19 protein-coding genes and 1 tRNA gene are annotated in these 22,344 nt (G+C 44.4%); 9 read left to right on the top strand and 11 right to left on the bottom strand.

Features of this window, described 5'->3' with window-relative positions; translation table 11 throughout:
- Positions 1–115 precede the first annotated feature (115 nt).
- From QUB10_RS09220 to QUB10_RS09250, 7 genes are all read right to left on the bottom strand, one after another.
- Positions 116–3,478: a helicase-related protein gene (locus QUB10_RS09220; protein WP_333201451.1), complete on the bottom strand. Its 3,363-nt coding sequence runs from the start codon at positions 3,476–3,478 to the stop codon at positions 116–118.
- A 266-nt stretch (positions 3,479–3,744) separates the two neighbouring features.
- Positions 3,745–3,818: transfer RNA gene (locus tag QUB10_RS09225), tRNA-Val, on the bottom strand.
- A gap of 86 nt (positions 3,819–3,904) precedes the next feature.
- A complete protein-coding gene (locus QUB10_RS09230) occupies positions 3,905–6,097 on the bottom strand; it encodes a serine/threonine-protein kinase (RefSeq protein WP_333201453.1) in 2,193 nt (730 codons plus the stop codon).
- Positions 6,098–6,203: 106 nt separating this feature from the next.
- Positions 6,204–6,650 (bottom strand): SRPBCC family protein, encoded by a 447-nt coding sequence (locus tag QUB10_RS09235; RefSeq protein ID WP_015175311.1) that lies wholly within the window; start codon positions 6,648–6,650, stop codon positions 6,204–6,206.
- A 193-nt stretch (positions 6,651–6,843) separates the two neighbouring features.
- Positions 6,844–8,280 carry a 9,9'-di-cis-zeta-carotene desaturase gene (gene zds / locus QUB10_RS09240; protein WP_333201455.1) on the bottom strand — a complete coding sequence of 479 codons (1,437 nt, stop codon included), beginning with the start codon at positions 8,278–8,280 and terminating at the stop codon, positions 6,844–6,846.
- Between the two features lie 62 nt (positions 8,281–8,342).
- Entirely contained in the window at positions 8,343–8,699 is a 357-nt protein-coding gene (locus tag QUB10_RS09245) for a type II toxin-antitoxin system PemK/MazF family toxin (RefSeq protein WP_333201457.1), read from the bottom strand.
- Positions 8,700–8,703: 4 nt separating this feature from the next.
- Positions 8,704–8,958, bottom strand: a complete 255-nt coding sequence (locus tag QUB10_RS09250; RefSeq protein WP_333201459.1) for a hypothetical protein — start codon at positions 8,956–8,958, stop codon at positions 8,704–8,706.
- 28 nt (positions 8,959–8,986) lie between these two features.
- Here QUB10_RS09250 and QUB10_RS09255 point away from each other — a divergent pair, with 28 nt between their 5' ends.
- The gene (locus QUB10_RS09255) at positions 8,987–9,133 is read left to right on the top strand and encodes a hypothetical protein (RefSeq protein WP_333201460.1); all 147 of its coding nucleotides are present in this window, start codon (positions 8,987–8,989) and stop codon (positions 9,131–9,133) included.
- Here the strand turns inward: QUB10_RS09255 and QUB10_RS09260 are convergent.
- Positions 9,116–10,765, bottom strand: a complete 1,650-nt coding sequence (locus QUB10_RS09260; protein ID WP_333201462.1) for a DUF6930 domain-containing protein — start codon at positions 10,763–10,765, stop codon at positions 9,116–9,118. The two genes, QUB10_RS09255 and QUB10_RS09260, sit on opposite strands and share 18 nt — an antisense overlap.
- A 245-nt stretch (positions 10,766–11,010) precedes the next feature.
- Between QUB10_RS09260 and QUB10_RS09265 the strand changes: the two genes are divergently transcribed.
- From QUB10_RS09265 to QUB10_RS09275, 3 genes are all read left to right on the top strand, one after another.
- Entirely contained in the window at positions 11,011–11,364 is a 354-nt protein-coding gene (locus QUB10_RS09265) for a HesB/IscA family protein (protein WP_006632680.1), read from the top strand.
- Positions 11,365–11,489: 125 nt separating this feature from the next.
- On the top strand, positions 11,490–11,906 hold the full coding sequence (locus QUB10_RS09270) for a tetratricopeptide repeat protein (protein ID WP_190743632.1): 417 nt from the start codon (positions 11,490–11,492) through the stop codon (positions 11,904–11,906).
- Between the two features lie 196 nt (positions 11,907–12,102).
- Positions 12,103–12,300: a hypothetical protein gene (locus tag QUB10_RS09275; protein ID WP_006632682.1), complete on the top strand. Its 198-nt coding sequence runs from the start codon at positions 12,103–12,105 to the stop codon at positions 12,298–12,300.
- A 164-nt stretch (positions 12,301–12,464) separates the two neighbouring features.
- Here the strand turns inward: QUB10_RS09275 and QUB10_RS09280 are convergent, their stop codons facing one another.
- Positions 12,465–14,096, bottom strand: a complete 1,632-nt coding sequence (locus QUB10_RS09280; protein WP_333201464.1) for a DUF3352 domain-containing protein — start codon at positions 14,094–14,096, stop codon at positions 12,465–12,467.
- 148 nt (positions 14,097–14,244) lie between these two features.
- On the opposite strand from QUB10_RS09280, the gene thyD reads away from it, so the two are divergent.
- The 3 genes from thyD to QUB10_RS09295 all read left to right on the top strand — a co-directional run bounded on the left by thyD (position 14,245) and on the right by QUB10_RS09295 (position 17,690).
- The gene (gene thyD / locus QUB10_RS09285; protein WP_333201466.1) at positions 14,245–15,171 is read left to right on the top strand and encodes a thylakoid membrane protein ThyD; all 927 of its coding nucleotides are present in this window, start codon (positions 14,245–14,247) and stop codon (positions 15,169–15,171) included.
- Positions 15,172–15,678: 507 nt separating this feature from the next.
- Positions 15,679–16,245, top strand: coding sequence for a transposase (locus tag QUB10_RS09290; protein WP_333201468.1), 567 nt, complete (start codon positions 15,679–15,681; stop codon positions 16,243–16,245).
- 662 nt (positions 16,246–16,907) lie between these two features.
- Positions 16,908–17,690: a hypothetical protein gene (locus tag QUB10_RS09295; protein WP_333201470.1), complete on the top strand. Its 783-nt coding sequence runs from the start codon at positions 16,908–16,910 to the stop codon at positions 17,688–17,690.
- A 538-nt stretch (positions 17,691–18,228) separates the two neighbouring features.
- Here QUB10_RS09295 and QUB10_RS09300 read toward each other — a convergent pair.
- Positions 18,229–19,173, bottom strand: coding sequence for a glutathione S-transferase C-terminal domain-containing protein (locus QUB10_RS09300; RefSeq protein WP_333201492.1), 945 nt, complete (start codon positions 19,171–19,173; stop codon positions 18,229–18,231).
- A 208-nt stretch (positions 19,174–19,381) separates the two neighbouring features.
- Positions 19,382–20,284 (bottom strand): hypothetical protein, encoded by a 903-nt coding sequence (locus QUB10_RS09305; protein ID WP_333201472.1) that lies wholly within the window; start codon positions 20,282–20,284, stop codon positions 19,382–19,384.
- Positions 20,285–20,612: 328 nt separating this feature from the next.
- Between QUB10_RS09305 and QUB10_RS09310 the strand changes: the two genes are divergently transcribed.
- Positions 20,613–21,548: a class I SAM-dependent methyltransferase gene (locus QUB10_RS09310; protein WP_333201474.1), complete on the top strand. Its 936-nt coding sequence runs from the start codon at positions 20,613–20,615 to the stop codon at positions 21,546–21,548.
- 303 nt (positions 21,549–21,851) lie between these two features.
- Complete coding sequence (locus QUB10_RS09315) at positions 21,852–22,175, top strand: hypothetical protein (protein ID WP_333201476.1); 324 nt, start codon at positions 21,852–21,854, stop codon at positions 22,173–22,175.
- Positions 22,176–22,344: the final 169 nt, after the last annotated feature.

The raw sequence follows: 22,344 nt of genomic DNA on the forward strand, positions 1-22,344 counted from the left end.
ATTAGGCTATTTTATCTTTCATGTGTTCATTCATCTTTAATACTCCTGGACGCAGAAACCGGGTTTTTTACGAAAATACTGGATTTGAGGCTTTAACACTGGTAAAAAACCCGGTTTATTTGGTATTTGTGCCTAATTCATCTTTAATCACCAACCATGTAATTAAATCGAAATCAGTTTTGCTTGTCACCTGTTTTTTGTGTTCTGGCATTACCGCACCTTTACCAGACTTAAACAAATTACTACCTAACCGCTTCTTAAAAGTCCGAGTAATCGAATCAACCGCCCTCTCAAGTAAATCGTTATAAACACTCATATCTTCCCCGTTATTCGTCTGGTTGTCAAACAAATTACACAACGAGTCATAAGCTTGCGCCTGATTCGCACACAACAACCGAAACATCTCTAAAATCTGCTTAGGTTGAGCAAAACTGAAACGTACTACCTGATCCTCTCTAATATACACCAGAAAGTACGGTTGCAGAGGATTAACCTGCTCATTTCCCGAAGTATCACCTTTCTGTTTTAAACAAAAAATTACTCCTGGTGCAATTATCGGATTTTCAGACGCTGGTGGAACGACTGCATAAATACCCAAAGGTGCATCTTCTAGCTGTTTCTGGTTCCTTTGTAAATAATTACTTAGTTCAATGCGAAAGTCATCTAAGGTAAACTCATTGAGGGCAACGCTTTCGTTGAAATCCTCTAAATCTAATACCTCATTCTGCAATCGTAATAACTGTTTATCTCTATATTTTAAATCCGTTTGAATTAACTCTTCAATTTCATCCGGTTCCAGCAAGTTGTCTTCAAAGGTAGCGGCAATATCTACCAACGCCATCCTTGCTTCTACTCGATTTTTGAGATTGATGTATTTATTTAAGTCATCAGTAGGCCAGAAATTCACTAACTGTACTGTATGGTTAACACTACCGATACGGTCAATCCGTCCAAAACGCTGAATGATTCTGACTGGATTCCAATGAATATCGTAATTAACTAGATAATCGCAATCCTGTAAATTTTGCCCTTCAGAAATACAATCTGTCGCAATCAATAAATCAATCTCTCCATCTTGGGGCATAGATGGCATCTTGTCGCGCTTTTTGGAAATGGGAGAGAAATTAGTCAGAATTTGATTGAACTCATTCTTGCCAAATGTGGTTTTATTTCTGCCAGTTCCCCCAACTACTAAAGCTATGTTAATATTGAGCTTAGAAGTTGCGATCCATTCGTGCAAAGCCTGATAAAGATACTCTGCTGTATCGGCAAAAGCAGTAAATACCAAAACTTTACGGTTAGGTTGATTTTGTTTATTAATTGTTGGCTGTTTTACTTTGTTTTGAATCAAGTTTTTCAAATCGGCTAACTTGGCATCCCGTGTTTCATCAACCTGCAAAGCTGAATTATAAAGAATCTTGAGTTGTTGCTTATCCTCTGCTAAATCTTTTAACCATTCATCAGTATCAAGATGTGCCATCTTAAAAGTAAACCTGGAACCAACCTCGATAGCTGCTTGTAGTTCTTCATCATCAATATCTTCAAGATTTAACTGATTAAACTCAATATTCTGGTTTTGATCTCGAAACTGCTTAAAGGTTTTAATTCGTTCCTGTAAATCTGCAATTTTAGCGATAGTCCTTGCCATCGTAATTGCAAAGGATGTCACCGAACTTTCCAGCCGTTTAAGAAAGTTAACTTTCATCATCCCGATGAGGAAATATTCGCGTACACTCTGCTTAAATCTTTGTCCTGATTTATGTTCGTATTCTTCTCTGTACTGCGGCAAAACATATTTAGAAGGGTTAAATAATGACAATTGATAATTAGAAATTTCATCATTGAGTTTGTCGTAGGACATAAACTTACCTTTCAAATCAATTGTTGGAAAGATAGACAAGGGTTTTATCCTAATTGGGAAGCCGCCTAATTGCTCTACAACATCTTTATAATATTTTTGAATATGTTTGCGAGAACGAGCTATGGTTAATTCGTCAAGCAGTTTAAAAAAACCAGAATCAAGGGAATTTAAGAGTTCGCTAGTTATGCGAATACTCTTTTTTGACCAAGTGGTAAAAGCTCGTTGAGCGCTAGCTAGAGTATCTTTCAGACTAACTACACCAATTGATGCTTGAAAAGCATCATCCTTTCCTTCAGTGATAAATTCAAGCTGATGTCTTAAATCAGTCAGGTTATTGTTAACAGGAGTAGCAGAGAGTAAGAGAACCTTGGTTTTAATGCCAGCTTTAATAATGTCATCCATCAGTCGCTCATAACGACTTTTACGAATTATATTTCCATCTTCATCTCGCTTACCCTTAGTGTTGTTGCGGAAATTATGGGACTCATCAATTACTACTAGGTCATAATTTCCCCAGTTAAGAGTCCCTAAATCGGTATCACCGGATTTGCCAGACTCACGACTTAAATCTGTGTGAGATAAGACTGTATAATTAAAGCGATCGCTAACAAATGGATTTAGTTCACTATTATTCTGTGCGTGATAGATTGTCCAGTTTTCGCGTAACTTTTTTGGACATAACACTAAAACTCTATAGTTCAGGATTTCAAAATATTTAATAACTGCCAAGGCTTCATAGGTTTTTCCTAAACCCACACTATCGGCAATAATACAACCATTGTGGGTGCGAATTTTATTAATTGCTCCTATTACGCCATGTTTTTGAAATTCCAATAAAGTATTCCATATGGTAGTATCAACTAGCTGGTTGCTTTCACTGAACAATCCAGCGTCTTGTTGGTCTGCTAAAAATTTTTCAAAGATATGAAATAGGGTTTTGTAGTAAACCAATTCTGGAGTGGAATTAGTATATAATTGTTCTAAATAAAACAACACATCTGCTTTGATATCTTTTACCATTTCTTCATTGTTCCAAATTTGGTCAAACCAAACTTTCAAATCATAAGTGTCTTCTATGCTACTAACGATTAAATTTAATTCAATATTGTTGATATTGTTAGATAATCCTAAGCCTTTTATGGTAAAATTAGAACTTCCCATAATCGCGGATAAAACTCGATAAATGGTTGTCGATCCATCGGGTCTGATGTCCTGTACTTCATTGTCAATATGATAGAGTTTTCCGTGCAAGAAGTTAGACTTTGCGATCGATTTTATCTCTACTTTTTCTCTAATCCAGTCAGCACAATCTTTGGCTAAACGTTTTTGTTGAAGCTGCTTTTGGAGGGTTAACCCTTCTCGATCGATTAAGAAGGCTTTGGTTTCCTTTCTGTGAGGATCGAGAACAAAAGTTGGTTCGCCAAACAGGAATTGTAATTTTTCAATTTTCAATAGCTGTTCTTTCAGCTCTTCAAAAGCATAAATTGTAAAATAAGCTGAAACAATTGATAAGCGGGAACCTTCTTTGATTTTAAATCTTAAAAATTCACCAACACACCCCCGTGTGTGGTTATCTTTAATGCCTGAATATGATAAGGAAAAAATCGAACTGGGCATATTTTTTACCTGTTCAAGGTTTATTGTTAAACATATTTTTTTTTAAGAATGTTAAAATCTTGTAGGACTTACGCAAGTGTCACAGTTAAATCAACTTGTAGGATGCCCCGGACATTGATTATTTCGATTTCAACAGATTTTTCCGATCCGGGACACCCTACGGAGATGCTACATTAAGGGAAGAGTGAGCCAAAGATCAGCGGAAAACAGAACTCTTAGTGAGATCGAAAACCTAAAACCCTTGATTTATAAATGATGGAAATTCATGGACACAACTGGACTCGAACCAGTGACCCCTACGATGTCAACGTAGTGCTCTAACCAACTGAGCTATGCGTCCTCACGAATTCCTAATGTAGCAGAACATTCGATCGCCTGTCAAGCATAAATATGAAATTTTTTAAGCAGGCACTCTTGACATCGCCCCTAACTCCCAATCCCCCGCCAAATTTTCACAGTTCGATCGCCCGCACCGCTAGCCAAACTCCCCCCATCAGCACTAAACGCCACCGACAAAACCTCCCCCCCGTGGCCCGTCAGAATTTCCAGCAAACCCCCCGTACCCGCATCCCACAAATAAATCGTGCCATCCCGACTCCCCGTCGCCAAAACCCGACCATCGGGACTCAACGCCACACACAAAACATCCCCAGAATTGTCCCTCATACTCCGCAACAGCGTCCCTCGCCCCTGTGCATCCACCCGCCACAGCTTCGCCGTACCGTCCCGACTCCCCGTCCCCAAAATCAATCCTTCTCCTACTCCCCCCCTTACCAAGGGGGGGCTGGGGGGGGTTTGACCGGCTGGGGACACAGAGGAAGTCAATCCTTCTCCTACTCCCCCCCTTACCAAGGGGGGGCTGGGGGGGGTCTGACCGGCTGGGGACACAGAGGAAGTCAATCCTTCTCCTACTCCCCCCCTTACCAAGGGGGGGCTGGGGGGGGTCGGGCCGGCAAGGGAGTTGGGGGAGTTCGCAGCAAAAACGATCGCCCGCACCCAATCCCCGTGCTCCGCCAGAGTACAAATCGATCGACCATTTTGCCAATCCCACAACTGCACAGTCTTGTCCCGACTGCCGCTAGCCAAAAACTCCCCGCCAGGACTAAAAGCCACAGCCTCCACCCCGCCAGCGTGACCAGTCAAAGCCGACATCCGCCTTCCCTTATTCAAATTCCACAACTGCACAGTTTTGTCCCGACTGCCGCTAGCCAAAACCTGACCATCCCGACTAAACGCCACAGCAGAAACCCTGTCAGAATGACCAGCCAAAGCGTACCACCACTTACCCTTATTCAAATCCCAAATATGAATCATTTTGTCCCGGCCGCCACTAGCCAAAGTCGCGCCATCAGGACTAAACGCCACACAAGTCACCCAGTCAGAATGACCCGTGAGAGTGTACCACCGCCTACCAGTCTCCAACTTCCACATCTCAATCGTCTTGTCCTCACTGCCGCTAGCTAAAGTCGCGCCATCAGGACTGAAAGCTACCGACGTAACAGCATTAGAATGCCCTACCAGAGTATGAACACACCTCCAAGTAGGCGCGCGTGCCGGTACAACCCGCTGCATCGGCGGCACAGGTAAAATAGTGCCTGCAACCGTTGGCGGCACTGCATTCTGCACCACAGGCGTCCTCTGCGGCACGGGAATTGTAGGCGCTGGTAGGGGCGGTGCCCCCGTGCCCGCCCCCGTGCCCGCCCCCGCCGACTGCTGCGGCTGCAAATCTTTCAATACCTCAGCTACAGATTTGTAGCGCCGACTGAGACTCGATTCGATCATTTTGTCGAGGATGCGACTTAATTTCGGATCAATTGGAACCTTCAAAAAGTCTCGCCAAACCCAAGCATCTTGATTGATATCGAACAAATCAAAAGGAGATATTTGAGTCAGCAAATAAATGCAAGTTACTCCCAAACTATACAAATCACTGGCATAAACCGCTTGACCTCTAATTTGTTCCGGCGCGACGAATTCGGGAGAACCGATGACTGTACCGGTTTCTCTCAAACCCTCCACAAGTTTTGCAGCGCCAAAATCCACTAAAACTAATTCCCCGGTTAATGTTGGGTAAGTATAAATGGTGGGAGTTTGAGAAAGGCGGCGGCGGATAATATTGGGGGGTTTAATATCTCGGTGAATTACACTGCGATCGTGCACGAACTGCAATACTGGCAATAAATCCTTCAGCAGACTGAGAATCTTACTTTCGCTGAAAGGCCCAGTCCGCGCCAACTCTTCCTGTAAATTCTGACCTTCTATAAATTCCTGTACCAAATACTGATAGCGTTCCTGCTGAAAGTGCGCCAACAATTCTGGAATTTGCGGGTGTTTCCCTAATTCGTCCAGCCGCACCGCTTCTCGGTTGAATAATTCTGCTGCTTTTTCGCTGCTGCTGGTACCTTGGGATAGCGGGAAAAACTGTTTAATTGCACAGCGCGGTTTTGAGGGTTTGTCTTGGTCTACTGCTAAAAAAGTGCGGCCGAAACCGCCGCGCCCAAGGGGTTTGATGGCGCGGTAACGCTCTCTGAGCAACAGTTTGGAGCCGCAATTCAGGCAGAATTGAGTACGATCGGCATTTTGCGGGTTTTGACAGGCGGGGTTTAGGCAATAACTCATAACTAAACCGAGAAGGAATCAGCAGCACATCTCTATGATACTGACGCCAAAGGGCGATCGACTCTCGCGTTACAATTAAAAACCACAGGACTTTAGTCCTCAGAATTTAAGATGTCGCTTTTACTTTCAGAGCATACTCTTTAAACCTTTCCAAGTCAGCCTGAATTGTCGATTCAACCACGCGGCCCAGAAATAGGTTATCCATCAATTTTCCCAGCCAGCCGGGAATTCCGTAAGCCACTGTCAGCTTGACGATACTGCTGTCTTTGCGATCGTAAAATCTTACGGCACCTCGATTTGGTAAGCCGTCTACCGATTCCCACTGAATTATCTGATTCGGCACTAATTTGAGAATCCGAGAAAGCCAGCTAAATTCTAACCCGCCAGTTGCGAGTTTCCAGCGAGACAATTCTGGATCTTCTTCAAGAACATGAACAGATTCTATCCACTTCATCCAGCGCGGCATTTGCTCTAAATCTGACCAGAGTTGCCACGCTAATTCGATGGGAATTGCCACTTCTACTTGGACACTGTGTTCTAACCAATCAGTCATGGGATTTTAGATTTTAGATTTTAGATTTTAGATTGAAGAATTGTTTCTTTTTTTCTTGTTACCAGGCTCTGCCTGGTAACGCAGATCCAGAGGCTCCGCCTCACTTTTCCTCTCGAATACTGGAGGCAGAGCCTCCTGATCGCCCTTCCCAGGCAGAGCCTGGGAACGAGAGAAAACGATAGAGGACTAATGACTAATGACTGTAAGCTTCGAGAATTGCCTTAGCCGCTTGATGGCCTGAAAGTGTCGCTCCTTCCATACTATCAATGTAGTCTTGCTGAGTGTAACTTCCTGCTAGAAAGAAATTGGCGATCGGAGTTTTTTGAGCAGGGCGGAAAACATCCATTCCCGGTGCTTCGCGATACAAAGATTGAGCTAGCTTCACTACACTGTACCAAGTCATGTTTAATTCCCGCGCTGAGGGAAATAAATCCTGAACTTGTTTGAGTACGTGTTGGGCGATCGCCTCATTGCTTTGTTTAATAAACGGATCTCCCGGAGTCAACACCAACTGCAACAGAGAACCTTGTCCTTCCTTATAATAATCCTTGGGACTTGTTAGCGCCAAATCAGCAAAACAGGAAAAATCTGCATCTGCTGAATATAGCAAATTATCGATGCCGACAGCGTGGCTCAACTGTTTGCGCTTGGCTTCGTCTTCCAATTCCGTTACCCAACCGTCGAACCGCAATTGCACTGTAGCAACCGGCACAGCATCTAATTTATAAATGTTGTCAAATTCTGACCATTTGCGCCAAGCAGGGGGCAATATTTTCTGAATTCCTGGTACGTCTAATGCAAAAAGATAAGCATCAGCGGTAATAGTTTCTTCAGTTTCGCCGCTAGCTACTGCCAAGCCTGTCACGCGGGTTTCTTCGCCTTCTTCAAACTGAATTTCTCGGACTCTGCGCCGCGTGTGGATTTTCGTTCCTTTGCTTTCCAAATATTCCACAATTGGTTTGTGCAAATATTCGTTGGGAGAACCAGCCAGCATCCGCATGACAGAGGCTTCGGTTTTCGAGGCAAAGAATTGAAAGATTGTCAACATACACCGGGCTGAAATATTTTCAGTGTCGATAAAACCCAGTGCGTAGGCGATCGGATTCCACATTCTTTTGAGGGAGTTTTGGTTGCCACCTTGACTGCGGAACCAGTCAGCGAAGCTAATTTTATCCAAATCGCGGATAGTTTTCATCGCTCCTTCAAAGTCTATCAAACCTCGGACGATCGGGCTAGTTCCCAGGGCGATCGCATTTTGAATTTTGTCTTGTACGGATAGCTGGGATGTAGTAAAAAATGCCTTCAATCCGTGCAAAGGAGCACCCACGGGAAAGCGAAAATCTAAAGAACCAGTTTCGCCGCCTCGATTGATAAAAGTGTGGACGTGTTCTTTGAGGAGCAAGTCGTCAAAAGCTCCCACTTTTTTCATGAGCGCAAATAAGTTATAATAGCAGCCGAAGAAGACGTGCAAACCCATTTCAACGTGATTGCCGTCTGGATCTACCCAACTGCCGACTTTGCCGCCGACAAAGGGGCGGGATTCAAAAATTTCTACTTCGTGGCCGGCGTCCACTAAATCGACTGCTGTGGTCATTCCAGCCAGTCCCGCACCTGCGATCGCAACCCGCATTTTACCTATCCTTTACAGTATTTTTACAAATTGTAACAAAATTTAGAATATTAGAAATATTATTAAAGTTCGTAAATGCCGATCGACACTTGTATAGCCCTCTGAATTCTGGCTAGGACATCGGCACTAAGTTGACCGTAAGGGCCTTGTTCCAGATAAGTCTTTTGGACAGTTATAATTTGCTCGCAGACAGCCAGCGAGTCAGATTCTAACCCTCCCTCACCTGCCGGAATCAAGACACGAGTCGGAGTTTCGCCCCCTCTCAAATCGCTAGTAAAAGGGACAATCAGTACAGTACGGCTCAATTCATTCCGGCTATCTATGGAAACGACAGCAACAGGACGCTTTTTGGTATCTCCGATCGTTCGCAAAGCTCTAACAAGATAAACTTCGCCTTGTCGCGGATAAGCTTCTGTCATTGTATCAAAGACCTTCCTCTATTAAAATTTCTTCCATTTGTTCCTGAGCAAATGTTGCCCATTCTTCCTCAAACTCAATATCTTCTTGGCTGCGATTTTGATAAAACTTCCGCAACTTATCCTCGATTTGCTTAGCGTACCAGAGACGGAGAGCTTGTTCGATCGCTTCCGTCCAATTATCAGTAAATTGGTCTATTTTATCAGCGAATTCCGCATCAATGGCGACTAACACTTCTCGCTTTTGAGTAGAATTTGACATAATCATTCTCCTTAATAATTTAAAAACTATGGTGCGCTGTGGCGCACCTTACAACTTACTTTTACCTCTTCCTTCTCACAACAGTCAACAGTCAACAGTCAACAGCCAACAGTCAACAGTCAACAGTCAACAGTCAACAGCCAACAGTCAACTAACTTTAAAACATCGGCATTAACTGAAGTGGCCCAATTCCCAAGTCTTTAGCAGACACCCAGCGCACCTCAAGCAAAGCGATCATATCCTTAAACTGAGGCTGACCGCGAGAAGCACCCATCAACCCTTTAGCAATAATCAAACCGCACCAACCGTTGGTTAATTTACAGCGGCGATCCCACTTCTTGCGAGCTTCCTGATGCACCGGATCGTCTTCATTAAACTCCCCAAACAAATACAACTCGCCATTTTTAGTTTGCAAAATACCCAAGTCGTATTGCTCATCCTGAAAAGGATTTTCGCCCGGATTAAAACCAATCCCCTTCACACCTCCAGCTTCTTTCAAATCCTGAATCATAGTTTTTGCCTTCGGATGAGAAGTTTGGATCATCACCACCGGCAAACCATCTCCGGCGGTATTAATATCAATTTCTGCACCTTGGTGAAACTGGACACTTTGGCGCAGGAAATCTACCGTTTCCCAAGGTACGGCACCGAGACTCAAAAATGAATTTTGCGGCACCAAATCGTCCCGCAGCAGTGGCTTGTCAAATTCATCATCATCGTCATCATCGTCATCATCGTCATCGCCGAGCATCTGTAATAATTCGTCCGACACATCCGGCATCGTGGAAACTTTAACGGATACCTGTTGAATTTCTCCGTCAGGCTGCGGAACTGGGATGCGGTAGCGGCTGCTAAGAGTGGGAAAAGTGTCTGATCCCAATTTCCGGCGACCGTTGCGGAAAAAGCGATGAAATGCTTCGAGAGCAACTAACATCGTGAGGGCTTCTTCTTCGTAAAGAATCGATCGCAATCCTTCTAAAGGATGTAGGTTGCCGAAATTTGGTTCAATTTCCGATGGAGGCAAATCGGCTAAATCAATTTCTTCGTCGTCGTCCTCATCAAGCTCTGCTGCACTTTCAAAGGTAACAAACAAACAGTCTTGCCCTAAAAAAGCCTGTTCTAAATCTTCAAAAGATTCATCGTTGACGACTCGTTCTCGAAACCGTTTCAAGGATTCTAGAGAGCGGTACAGTAAAACTCCGTAATCCATTCTGCCTTGCCCCAATACGGACACGTAGAGGCTGGCGACATCCCATTGATTGATTTCAATAGATATAATTTGGTGTTCGCTCAAAGTCCGCCACGGAGCATCTTGCCAAATTTGAGCAGCTTTTTCCATTAAAACTTCAGCATACTGAGGGGGCAACTCAGGAGGTCTGTTGATCGCGACCTCTTCCATGCCGCGAAATATTTCGTCAATTAAGGGCAATTCCGGCACGTAGTCAATGGAAATGCCTAAATCTTGAAGTACGCCCCGCAGATAAAATTGAATTTCTCGGTTTTTGACTACTATTTTTTGGGGGCGGACTGCGGGAGCCGGACTTTGGGGATGTTCCATTGCCCGTAGCAGGGCCCGGACGAGCGCCTCTGGGCCGGCATCAGGGCCTACCATGTCCATAGCCCTCACGACTCCTTCGGAGCCATCGACCCAGAGAATGCACTCGCCACCAGCTTCTAGAACGTCATCGTCATCTAGCATCATGTGTGAGTCAGCATTAGATAAGGGTCGGCGATCGCCCTCCCACACGCTGGGAATTTGAGGTAAGTTTTGTAGCCGACGAAGAGTAGTGCGATTCAGCGCTGCCATAGAGTAAGCCCGTTGGGTGAAGCATTGTTGCGGTGCCGGTAGCCGGTCAACCGCTGCTTATCAATCATAAACCCTATAGGGGGAGAGGACATCGAGCTGGGGAACGAGGCCCCACGGGAATTAAAAGTTAGAAGCTAAAAATTCTGCCTTCAGCATCTAACCTTATGCCTTCTGGCGAATGCCTGTACAATGGAGCAATAAGATTAAACTCTTTGCATTAGACAGTCTCAGGAGTTCGGCAAATTATGACTCAAGCCATTTCTGAAAAGCGCGGCATTCAAATGACAGACTCTGCTGTCCGTCAAGTTTTAGCTCTCAGAGAAAAACAAGGTAAAGACCTCTGCTTGCGGGTAGGGGTGCGCCAGGGCGGATGCTCTGGAATGTCCTACGTGATGGATTTCGCAGATCCAAGCACTGTGAAATCCGACGATGAAGTGTTCGACTACGACGGTTTTCAGGTAGTTTGCGATCGCAAGAGCATTCTTTATCTCTACGGTTTAGTTCTCGACTTCAGCGATGCTATGATCGGGGGCGGCTTTCAGTTTACTAACCCCAACGCAACTCAAACTTGCGGTTGTGGCAGTTCATTTTCTACATAAATTGGAAAATAGGGCATTGGGGATTGGTAATTGCTAATTGCTGAGAATGCCTCGGACTGCCTTGCTGCGTCCGGCACCCCATGCTCTTTCCAATCTAAAATCTCAAATCCAAAATCTAAAATCGAATGACCCCTGAAGAATTGTTTAAAGACGGTTTCGATCGCTACCAAGCTGGCGAAGCCCCGGCTAATCTGATCCCCGTGTTTAAAGAAGTGTGCGAAAAAGCTCCCAAAAATGGCAATGCCTGGGCTAGCCTCGCGTGGCTCTACCTGTTAGAAAATAAACCCGCACCGGCTCAAAAGGCAGCGAAAACCGCAGTTAAATTGAACCCTCACGACCCCCAAGCTCGCATCAACCTAGCAGTAGCGATCCTCGATCTCAAAGAAAAAGGAGTGCGCCCCCACGTAGAAGTGGCTCAGCAATTACTGATGGCTTCCGAAGAGTTGCTCGACGAAGTTAAAAAAAATTTTGAAGAAGGATTAAGCAGAAAACCCGACTGGAAGAGTCTCGCCCGCGTTAAACAGTGGCTTCTGGAGCCGTAACCGCGTAAACAAGTCGATTTTTGGGCGGGGATCGAGGAAATCGGCTTTGTGGTTTATTACGATATCGTAATAAATCAATAAATAACTTTATGGAAAACTCAGGAAGTCAGTGCTAGTATTTGAAGACTTAGACGATTGACAAACCCGCTCAGCGGTTTTGAGATTTTACTACGATAATACTAGGAGTTGTAAAAACATGAGCACTGACAGCCACGTTAACATCAAACCCGCAACCCGCAACCACAAAGGTTTCTTTATTCAGCCAGCTTCTTATAAGTTGATGAGCATCGATAAATCCGGCTGGGCCTTAATTTGCATGGACAAAGCAGTTTGTCACTACGTAGACCCGGATGATTTGCAATTGCCCAATAAATCAGGAATGTCTGAAGGTTAATTCTGAAGTTGTGAGAGACTTTAAGATGCTTTATTTGAGTAGCTGCCCTCCATTGAGGGCAGCATCTTTTTTTGGTCAGGAAAAACTCCGGCAACGCGCACTGAATCGGGATTTAAGGGATAGAAGGAAGAATTACCGATTAGAAATTACCGATTCCCAATTCTCTAATTGTTAGATTTTAAGGCAAAAAGCATCTCAAGCTGAGCAGTTGTCGGTTGTGTAGAAGCTGTGGCTACGCTAACTCCTCGGAGAGAATTCAGCAATTCAGCGGCGGGCGGCGAAACTAAATTTGGCTGTACTGCGAGCAAATATTGGTTAGCCCAAGACATGGTTTTTTCCATATCTATGTAAAAGTAACCTTGGTTGACTTGCGGTAAAGAAGTGGCGATCGCCTGAAAACTCGGACTGCTGCTTAACGGCTGGGGTGGCGTCGAAGTAATCACATCAACTAAAGGGCCACCGAAAGCTACAAACACAGAATTTTCATTCAGCCAACCGTGCCCGAATAAAGTGCCTTGCTGGGGTATTTTCCATTCCGTAACTTCCTTTCCTTGAACTTGTCTGGGGGCGACACTGACTGTAGCATTGCTTTTGGCGATCGCATCGAGTTTTTTCAGAGTTGCTTCTGCAGCAGGGCGATCGCTCGTTTCAAAAATCATCGCCGCTCCCATCCCCAACTGAGACAAAATACCTTGATCAGAACCGATCGCCCCGATCGCAAATTCCCCATTCATCCAACCAAAAACCTCTCGATCCGCATCCAAATCCAACCGCTTAAAACTATCCCTCACCTGCTGAACTCCCCTGTCAACTTCCGGGCTATCTTGTGCCTCAGCGGTTGCTTGCGACCAAATTTTATCGATTCCCTGGCCGCCGACTAAAGCAATAGTTTCACCAGGAAATCTGGGTAACAATTTCGATGGGACTTGTGGATTTTGCTCGACGAATTTAGGGTCTAACTGAGCGATAGTTTTTACCCTCAATCCCGCACTGTCCGCCCCAATTCCCGCAACCATTGACTTGACTTGTTTGAACTGCGAAAAAACTGTCCAAGGCAACTGGATATCAGCGGGCAAATTAGCTTTCAATTGCTCAATTGCAGCAGGATAATCAGCAATATAAACAGTTGCGATCGGATTCTTGACACCAGCACTCTCTGCAAAAAACTTAGTTGTACTCTGCTGCGTAGCGAGGGAGGGTTCTCCTTTAAAAGTATCGATCGCCAATTCCACAGGCTTTTTCAAAGGAGCCATCACTAATTGGTCGTTCAGCAAAGCCACACTGTAGCGCTTGCCAGTTGGCTCTGCAATCTCATAAATTTTAACTCCTTTATACTCGGTTTCTTGAGTAGTTGCACCGGGCTGAGATTTTAATTTATTCGCAAAATTCCAAGCGCTAATTTTATTTTTGACGCTGACTACTACCAGCAGTTTTGGAGGCTCTGTATTCGTCACAGCATCAGGGGGTAGCAAAGCGACCATCACCCCCCCTAACCAAGGTTTTAAGTCCCTGTCAAAGTCGATTTGAGTGCCGGCCAAGCTTTGTTCTTGAAAGGCCTTCAAACCCTGACCGACCAACTTTTGAGCCCCTGGCGTGCCAAATCGCTGCAACTGGGCCAACGCTTGGGGATTGGGGGAGATAAACGCGGCCATCATTGCTTCGTCGGGTACAACTTTGGCGCTGTCTTGAGGGTTGGATACTTGTTGGCTCAAACCCTGGAAGTAAAAGTAGACCGCAGCGCTACCTGCTGCGGCGATGGAGGCAGCAATTAGAAGCTTTGATTTTTTTGCAGGCATGGTTTGTTTTCCTCGCGTCCTTTATCAGTTTAATGAAAATACAGAAAGCTTGTGGGGAGGCGATCGAGGCTGCTCTTTATTTTTGTATGATTTAACACAAGTTTGGACGATCGTCTAAACTGCTAGAACTGTGCATTATTGGTAAAAGATGAAAGTAGCGATCGCGGGAGCAACGGGATTTGTAGGTAGCCGGCTGGTGGAGAAGCTGCAAGCTGCGGGACATCAAGTGGTGGTTTTGAGCAGGGATGGGGCGAAGGCTAGCCGAGTTTTTCCGGCTTCAGCTTATCCGAATTTGGAAGTTGTCGCCTACACTCCAGCGGAGTCTGGTGATTGGCAAAAGTCGATCGCGGGCTGCGACGCTGTTGTCAATTTAGCTGGGGTTCCGATTGCAGAAGAAAGGTGGACGGAGGCGCGCCAGCAAGCAATTCTGGACAGTCGCAGACTGACGACGGCAAAATTGGTAGAGGCGATCGTCAATGCTAATCCTAGACCATCTGTGTTTGTTAGCGCATCGGCGATCGGCTATTACGGAACCAGCGAAACCGCTGAGTTTGACGAAACGAGCCTCGCGGGAAACGATTTTTTAGCAACAGTTTGCAAAGACTGGGAAGCAGCCGCCCAACCTGCAAAAAATGCGGGAACGCGGTTAGCAATTTTGCGGCTGGGGATAGTTTTGGGAATGGGAGGCGCGTTGGCAAAAATGCTGCCACCTTTTAAACTATTTGCTGGCGGCCCAATTGGGACAGGAAAACAGTGGTTTTCTTGGGTTCACCGCGAGGATGTGGTTGATTTAATTTTGTATGCTTTGCAAAATTCGCAAGTTGAAGGCGTTTTGAATGCGACAGCACCGAATCCGGTGCGGATGAATGAATTGTGTCAAACTTTAGGGGAAGTTTTAAAGCGACCTTCTTGGTTGCCGGTGCCAGGTTTTGCATTAGAAATGCTGTTGGGAGACGGGGCAAAAGTTGTTTTGGAAGGGCAGAAAGTGTTGCCGAAACAAACTTTAGCTAGCGGTTTTCAATATCAATATCCGACGCTTAAATTAGCACTCGAAGAAATTTTATCGGTAAGCTAGAAATCGAATCCTCGTTGTTCAAGAAACCGGGTTTCTGCGATAATTCTGGCATCTTCACGCCCGATTTGGTGAAGAAACCCGGTTTCTGAGGCCCTGCCAACCATCCAAGAAACCGGGTTTCTGCGATAATTTTGGCATCCTACCGAAGATTTGGGTAAGAAACCCGGTTTCTGAGTCCCACGCAATCGCGCCTCAGCCTCAGCCAAGAAACCGGGTTTCTGCGATAATTTTGGCATCCTAGCGAAGATTTGGGTAAGAAACCCGGTTTCTGAACCCCACGCGAGCGCCCCTCAGCCTCAGCCAAGAAACCGGGTTTCTGCGATAATTTTGGCATCCTAGCGAAGATTTTGGTAAGAAACCCGGTTTCTGAGTCCCACGCGAGCGCCCCTCAGCCTCAGCCAAGAAACCGGGTTTCTGCGATAATTCTGGCATCTTCACGCCCGATTTGGGTAAGAAACCCGGTTTCTGAACCCTCCCCTTCCGCTAGCCACTCACCTATCCTCTGATATGCCACGTCGCCAAATTATCTTCCAAGCGGGTAATTACTACCATGTTTATAACCGAGGTAATAACCGTCAGCTTATCTTTTTTGAGCGAGAAAACTATATTGATTTTTTACGTCAATTAAGAAACCATCTGATTATTCATGGTGTCGATATTATTGCTTATTGTTTGATGCCGAACCACTATCATTTATTAGTTTACCTGCAAACGGATGATTTTTCCAAGCTGATGCAGTCATTTACTCTGTCTTATGCTAAGGCTATCAATAAACGCTATCAAAGGGTGGGTTCACTATTTCAGGGACGGTTTCAGGCGATTCATGTGGATGGAGAAGACTATTTATTACACTTAACTCGATATATTCACTTAAACCCAGTCTGTGCTAATATAGTTGAAAAAGCAGAGGATTGGGAGTTTTCCAGCTATCAGGAATATATTGATTTGCGTCAGGGAAGTTTACCTAAAATAGATGGAGTGCGATCGCAATTTTTTTCAGCCGATGCTTATCGTGACTTTTTAGAAGGTTCAACTAGCGATAAATTAATCCAGTATTTAACATTTGAAGAATAGAAGGCTTTAAGAAACCGGGTTTCTGGGAGAATTTTGACATCCTCACGCCCGATTTGGGTAAGAAACCCGGTTTCTGAATCCCCACGCGTGTTTCCAGAAACTCCAAGAAACCGGGTTTCTGGGAGAATTTTGGCATCCCAACAGAGATTTGGGTTTCAAACCCGGTTTCTCTCTCAACCCCCCACGCGATCGCGCCTAACCCTGAGCCAAGAAACCGGGTTTCTGTGATAATTTAGGCATCCTACCCAAGATTTGGGTTTCAAACCCGGTTTCTGAACCCCACGCGCGACTATATCTAGTTGTTATAATAAATAAACCTGAGCATTTTTTCTTCTAATAGAATAGCTTGTATTAATTGCCAGATGAAGATTAAGCGCGATCGCCCCCCCGGAGAGTGACAGAAGAGGGATATAGGGTTTAATCTTCAATATTGCGATCGCAATATAAACGCATTCTTAATATTCTGTTTATTCCTTGCTATTGAAACTGTTTCAGAGTAATCTAGTAACCATAAGTCAGTTATAATATTTTCATAAGTTGGATTCACGAAAAATTTCTGCAAGTTTAACTCACATCTCTGGCGCTCAAATCATATGGACACATCTGAAAAGTTTTGTTTTTGTACTCTAGCTGTAGGTGATAGGTATCGTGCTCATGTAAAGATGCTAGCTCAAGATATCCAGACCCATATGCCTTCCACAACTTTATGTATCCTAAGCGATCAACCAGAGCAGTTTAAAAATTTCCCTCATGTTCTGGTGTTCAAGCACCACCTCCAGAGTGTGAAAGGGTATCATGACAAACGTTTCGTTCTTGAAAAAGCTCTCTCACTATTTGAGAGTTGTATGTTTTTAGACTCTGATGTTAGATTGCTAGGCCCTCTAGTAGAAGAAATGAATTGGTCTCCTGGAATTACAGCAAGAGCAGGTACTGATTTGGTCAAACACATACAAAACATTAAAAATCCGAAAGAAATTGAAGTTATAAAAGCAGCAGGGCAAAAACTAAATATTGATCTTCAACAAGTGAAGTGGCTTCACGAGTTTATGTTTGTCATGAAGAGACAGAATGGATTAGAAGGGGAATTTTTTGAACTTTGGCAGACAATTTCTTACTTTTTTGAAATGCAAGAAATCTATCATGGTGAGGGTTATGCTATGGGGCTAGCTGCGGCTCGAATTGGGATGACATTTGATTTTTTCCGCGAAGACAAATTTCCATTCTTTAAGGATAATATTGAACGAGTAAGAATCCAAAATGGACAAGCAATTATTCAGGAGAAACAAATTTACTTCGACATCCATAAACAGATTGAATATCCCAAACGTTCCCTTTGGGAGAAAATCAACAACAAACTAAGTAAACAGGTTGTGTTTTATTATCGATTATTTAGACTGAGAGTTTTTATTAAAAAAGATCCTAATTATTATAAAATCTTTGGATGAGTATACAAAAAATAATGGCTCTTCATTACTTGGTATGCCAACTTGTATAGAAATGTAGTCAAAACCTTTGCTCCGCAAAGGTTTTGACTATTTATTTAGATGAATTGGGCTAGAATGAGCGATATTTCGTTTAATCCTTATTTAATATTGTTTCCGGTTGCATCGGAATGATTTAACCACAGAGAACGCAGAGAACACAGAGGGAGATAAGAGAGATGAATAATTCCGATGCTACCGGATTTGATATAACAAGGTTTACAGCTTGATTTTGGGTTGTTTAGCATACTACGTACTGAAGAACCAAATATTTCAACCTGAAAGCAGATGATGCAGTAATTTGCAGTATAGAAAATGGAAAAATAGTCATAGAGCCTGTAAATCAGAAAGTTTCCAAATATACCTTAGATGAATTATTAGCAGGCGAAATAGAACCGGGCGAAGAAATCTCTTGGGGAAAACCAGAAGGAGAAGAATTTTGCTAAAATATATCCCCGAACGAGGTCATTTTATTCGCTTCAATTTCGATAATCACAGAGATTTATGGAGAAACCCGGTTTCTGAACCCTGCGCGATCGTGAGCTTTGAGCAAACTCGCCGGATCGGGCCCAGCGGGGATAATGCAGCCGGGATTCAGCGGGAACAAATTGCCGTAATAATCGCGCTTGACAGCCTCCAAATCGCAAGTGCCCGCAACTCCCGGTAACTGGTACAAATCGCGCAGATAAGCTCCCAAATGCTCGTAATCTTGAATGCGGCGCACATTGCATTTGAACAAGCTGTAGTAAACAGCATCAAAACGGAATAGAGTAGTAAAAAGTCGCACGTCTGCTAATGTCACCCGATCGCCACAAAGGTAACGACTCCTCAACAGCGATCGATCGATCTCGTCTAAAACAGCAAACAATTCACTGCAAGCCGAGTCATAAGCAGCCTGAGATTGCGCGAAACCGCAGCGATAAACGCCGTTATTCACCGATTGGTAAATCTTCTCATTCCACTCGTCAATTTGCGATCGCAAATCCAGAGGATAAAGATCCATTTGAGGATTGCTAGCAAACTCATTAAACTCCGAGTTTAGCATCACAATAATTTCCGAACTCTCGTTATTGACGATCGTCTTTTTCGAGTCATCCCACAGCACCGGCACCGTACACCGCCCCTGATAGCCCGGTAAAGCCAACTGGTAAAGTTCCGGCATCGTGTTGCAGCCAAAAGTCTCCGACTCCATCACCCACATTCCCCCTTCAGAGGGATAGACAATAGACACGGATATCGCATCCTCAAGCCCTTTGAGCGCCCTCGTCACCAGAGTGCGGTGCGCCCAAGGGCATCCCGTACCCACGAAGAGGCGATATCGTGCCGTGGCGGGCTGGTGAGGGTTGTCTGGTGCAGTGCTGACAAAGTTGCGGAAACTGCTGCTGGGGCGAATGTATGCTCCCGTGCGATCGGGCGGCGCTAGTTTTGACATCATTAATTGCCACATTGATGTCCAGACAAATTTGCCTAGCTTGACTGTTACGGATGAAGGAAGCGATTTGTTTTTCACAATGCGATTAAAAGAGGTTTGCTAAACATAATCTGCTTATTTTAACTCACATTGCCAGGTTTATTCCCTCGTCCCCAGGCTCTGCCTGGGAACGCATATCCCGAGGCTCTGCCTCGCTCTGTTGCCTCACCTGGGAAAGACTTTTCTAGGATCTGCCAGAGGCTATTTCAGCATAAGCTCGATCGATCAATCGGCGAGCAACCGTCTGAATTCCCGTATGTTCGTAATAATTGGTAGTCATGTCTAAAAACGCGGCGACATAATCCAATTTGTCATCGGCAACATCAATGTATTGCTTGAGATGGCCTAAAACTATAGCGGGAGTTAAGCCGCGAGACTGTACTAAATTGTTCATCCAACCTTGGGCTGAGGCGAAAGTTGCTGTCACAAATCCGAACTTTTGTGAATTATTTGCGCCGGGAATTAGATTGCTGATATTTTGGAATGTTGAGTTTTGCTGCAAGGTTGAAGGATTCAATCCGCCTAGGGTATTTTGTGCTACTCTAATGAAGTCCGGGCCAAGGGGAATTAAACCGTCAGCACAAACTAAAGCAGCCATCCGCATCACAGATTCGCTTTTGTAATTTGATAAATAATTACCAAAGCTTCCCACATTGTCAAGGGAAATATTGTTAAGTTTGCAGAAGGCAATTAGCTCGATCGCCACTTTGACGCACAAGTCGATCGTTTGAGTGGTGTCAGCTTTGGGAGTGAGGCGGTTGAGAAAGGAAAGAAAGCCGATGTTTTCGCCGATTTTATTCGCCATAGCCGTTGCACCTAACGCACTGTCGGCGCTGTCTGCTAACTGGTAAAGCCTGACTACGCCTTGATAGGGTTCATTTGGGTTGGCGTAAAGCTCGATCGCGCGATCACGAATTTTTTCAACTAATTTGCGCTTGGTTTCCCCTGTCACCGCTTGAATAGTATTATCAAAACCCGTGAGATTATTCCACTCCCCCGGAACCACAAAATCGAGAGATTTGAGCATCATCACAGTAACGCCCCCCGACGGCAAATTGTCAACCAATTCCACAATAGATTTGCTCATCACAAACTCCTGAATAGCCCGATTTAAATTGTTCTTCCAATTACTCCAACTTCGGCAAATCCGATTCCAGATTCCAGATAAATTCCCCACAACTAAGTAGGTAAGCACAAATAAATATTACACGACGAGAGCCAGTTTTGCAATCCTCTGAGCTTTTCTCTCTTCTCTAACTCTGCGTTCTCTGCGCCCTCTGCGGTTCATAAAAAGTCTTTACCACAAAACATTTGCATTTCACTCCCCAGCACAAAGTTAAGTTTCATTATATTAACCAACTCAAAAGCCCCGGCACGTGGTAAAATAAATGGCGCAAAAACGAAAAAAATAAAATATGACTGTTGCAGTTAACAAAACTCCGGGATTAGCCTCGCGTTTAGTAAATGGCGTCCTTTCCATCAAGCCTTTGGCTAATCTAGCCAAGCACCAAGCGCGGGAAATGATGATAAAAAGAGGAGAAAAAATCGGAGTGCATTGGCGACAAGAATCCCAAGCACTTTTGTCCCGGAATTGGGATGCAGAATTGCTCAGCGTTCAAAATCCCGATCTTGTTTACCCGAAATATTATCTAACATCATTCCACGCTTATGAAAAAGGTAATATGAGTTGGGAAGCTGCTACAGAAGTTGAAGTTGCCGCCCGTACAGTTCACGCCACAATTTGGCCGGAAGCAGGTGCAGAAGGCGATGCTAAACTCCGCGCCAGCTATCACGAAGTCATCAAATCTCAAATTGCTTCTTCACCGCAGGATATTGTTGATTTGGGATGCAGCGTGGGCCTGAGTACCTTTGCCCTTCAGGATATTTACCCGCAAGCGCAGATGACTGGGGTAGAGTTGTCGCCTTATTTTTTAGCAGTTGCTAAATACCGTTCCCAACAGCGAGAATCTGAATTTATCAATCAAAAATCTCCGACTTGGGTGCACGCTGCTGCTGAATCTACTGGTTTACCGGCGGCTGGTTTTGATTTAGTTTCTATTTGTTTAGTTTGTCACGAATTGCCACAGAAAGCTACTAGAGAAATATTCCGGGAAGCGAGGCGTTTGCTACGTGTGGGCGGACATTTGACAATTATGGATATGAATCCTCAGTCGGAAGTTTATGCCAAAATGCCTCCTTATATTTTAACTTTGCTCAAGAGTACGGAGCCTTATTTGGATCAGTATTTTGGGTTGGATATTGAGCAAGCTTTAGTTGATTCTGGTTTTGCCCAGACCACCATCACTTGCAATACCCTCCGACACCGAACTATTGTTGCTGAGGCAATATAGCGCTTTTCAGTATAGTGAAGTACAGATATCGGGTAGGACACGGCACTGCCGTGTCTAAAGCTGTATTTATTTAATTCGATTGAAAACTGCTATAAATGGTAAAGTTGCATAGATATTATTCAGTCTTTGGGGCGTTGCGTGAGTGTAAATAGTCTAATCTGTGGATTTTAAAATTTATGCGATCGCGCCCCCTACCGATAAATAATTCCGATGCTACCGGATTTGATATTAGACAGCCGTAGAAGCTATTCACAGCGCCATTCGTTACACATTTTGATAGAACCCTAAAAGAAGGACATCTTCATGAACCCGACTGCCCCCTCTCAAAACATCATCGATTGTTTACAGGTTATCTTGGATGCCACTGCATCGAAGAATTACGAGCTTTTTACTACAGTCGGTGATGCAGGCTACAAAGCGAGCATTACACAAAAAATGTTTGACGATGTTAGCGAGCAGCTCGCTTCACGCCTGCAAAAGGGATACTCAATTAATTATTTTGGTGAGATAAAACAAGGTAATTTTCCGATTTATTTGTGGAAGCTGAGTTTTGAAGATGGTGGAGATGAATTTGTGGCACACATGACGATGAATGAAGACAAAGTTGCTGGGATTTTCATCGAATAACATATCTTTCTTGACCGAAAGCATCCAGGATACCCGCCACGTGATTCATCCGTCCAGAAATAAAAAACCTGTATCCGATGAAACTTGCCGCCCGAATTTATCCGTGGGCTCAATGCTTCAATCTAAAATCTAAAATCTAAAATCTAAAATCGATTGACACGGTGTTTCA

Origin of the sequence: Microcoleus sp. B5-D4, from assembly GCF_036705145.1 — a bacterium.
Lineage (GTDB): Bacteria > Cyanobacteriota > Cyanobacteriia > Cyanobacteriales > Microcoleaceae > Microcoleus.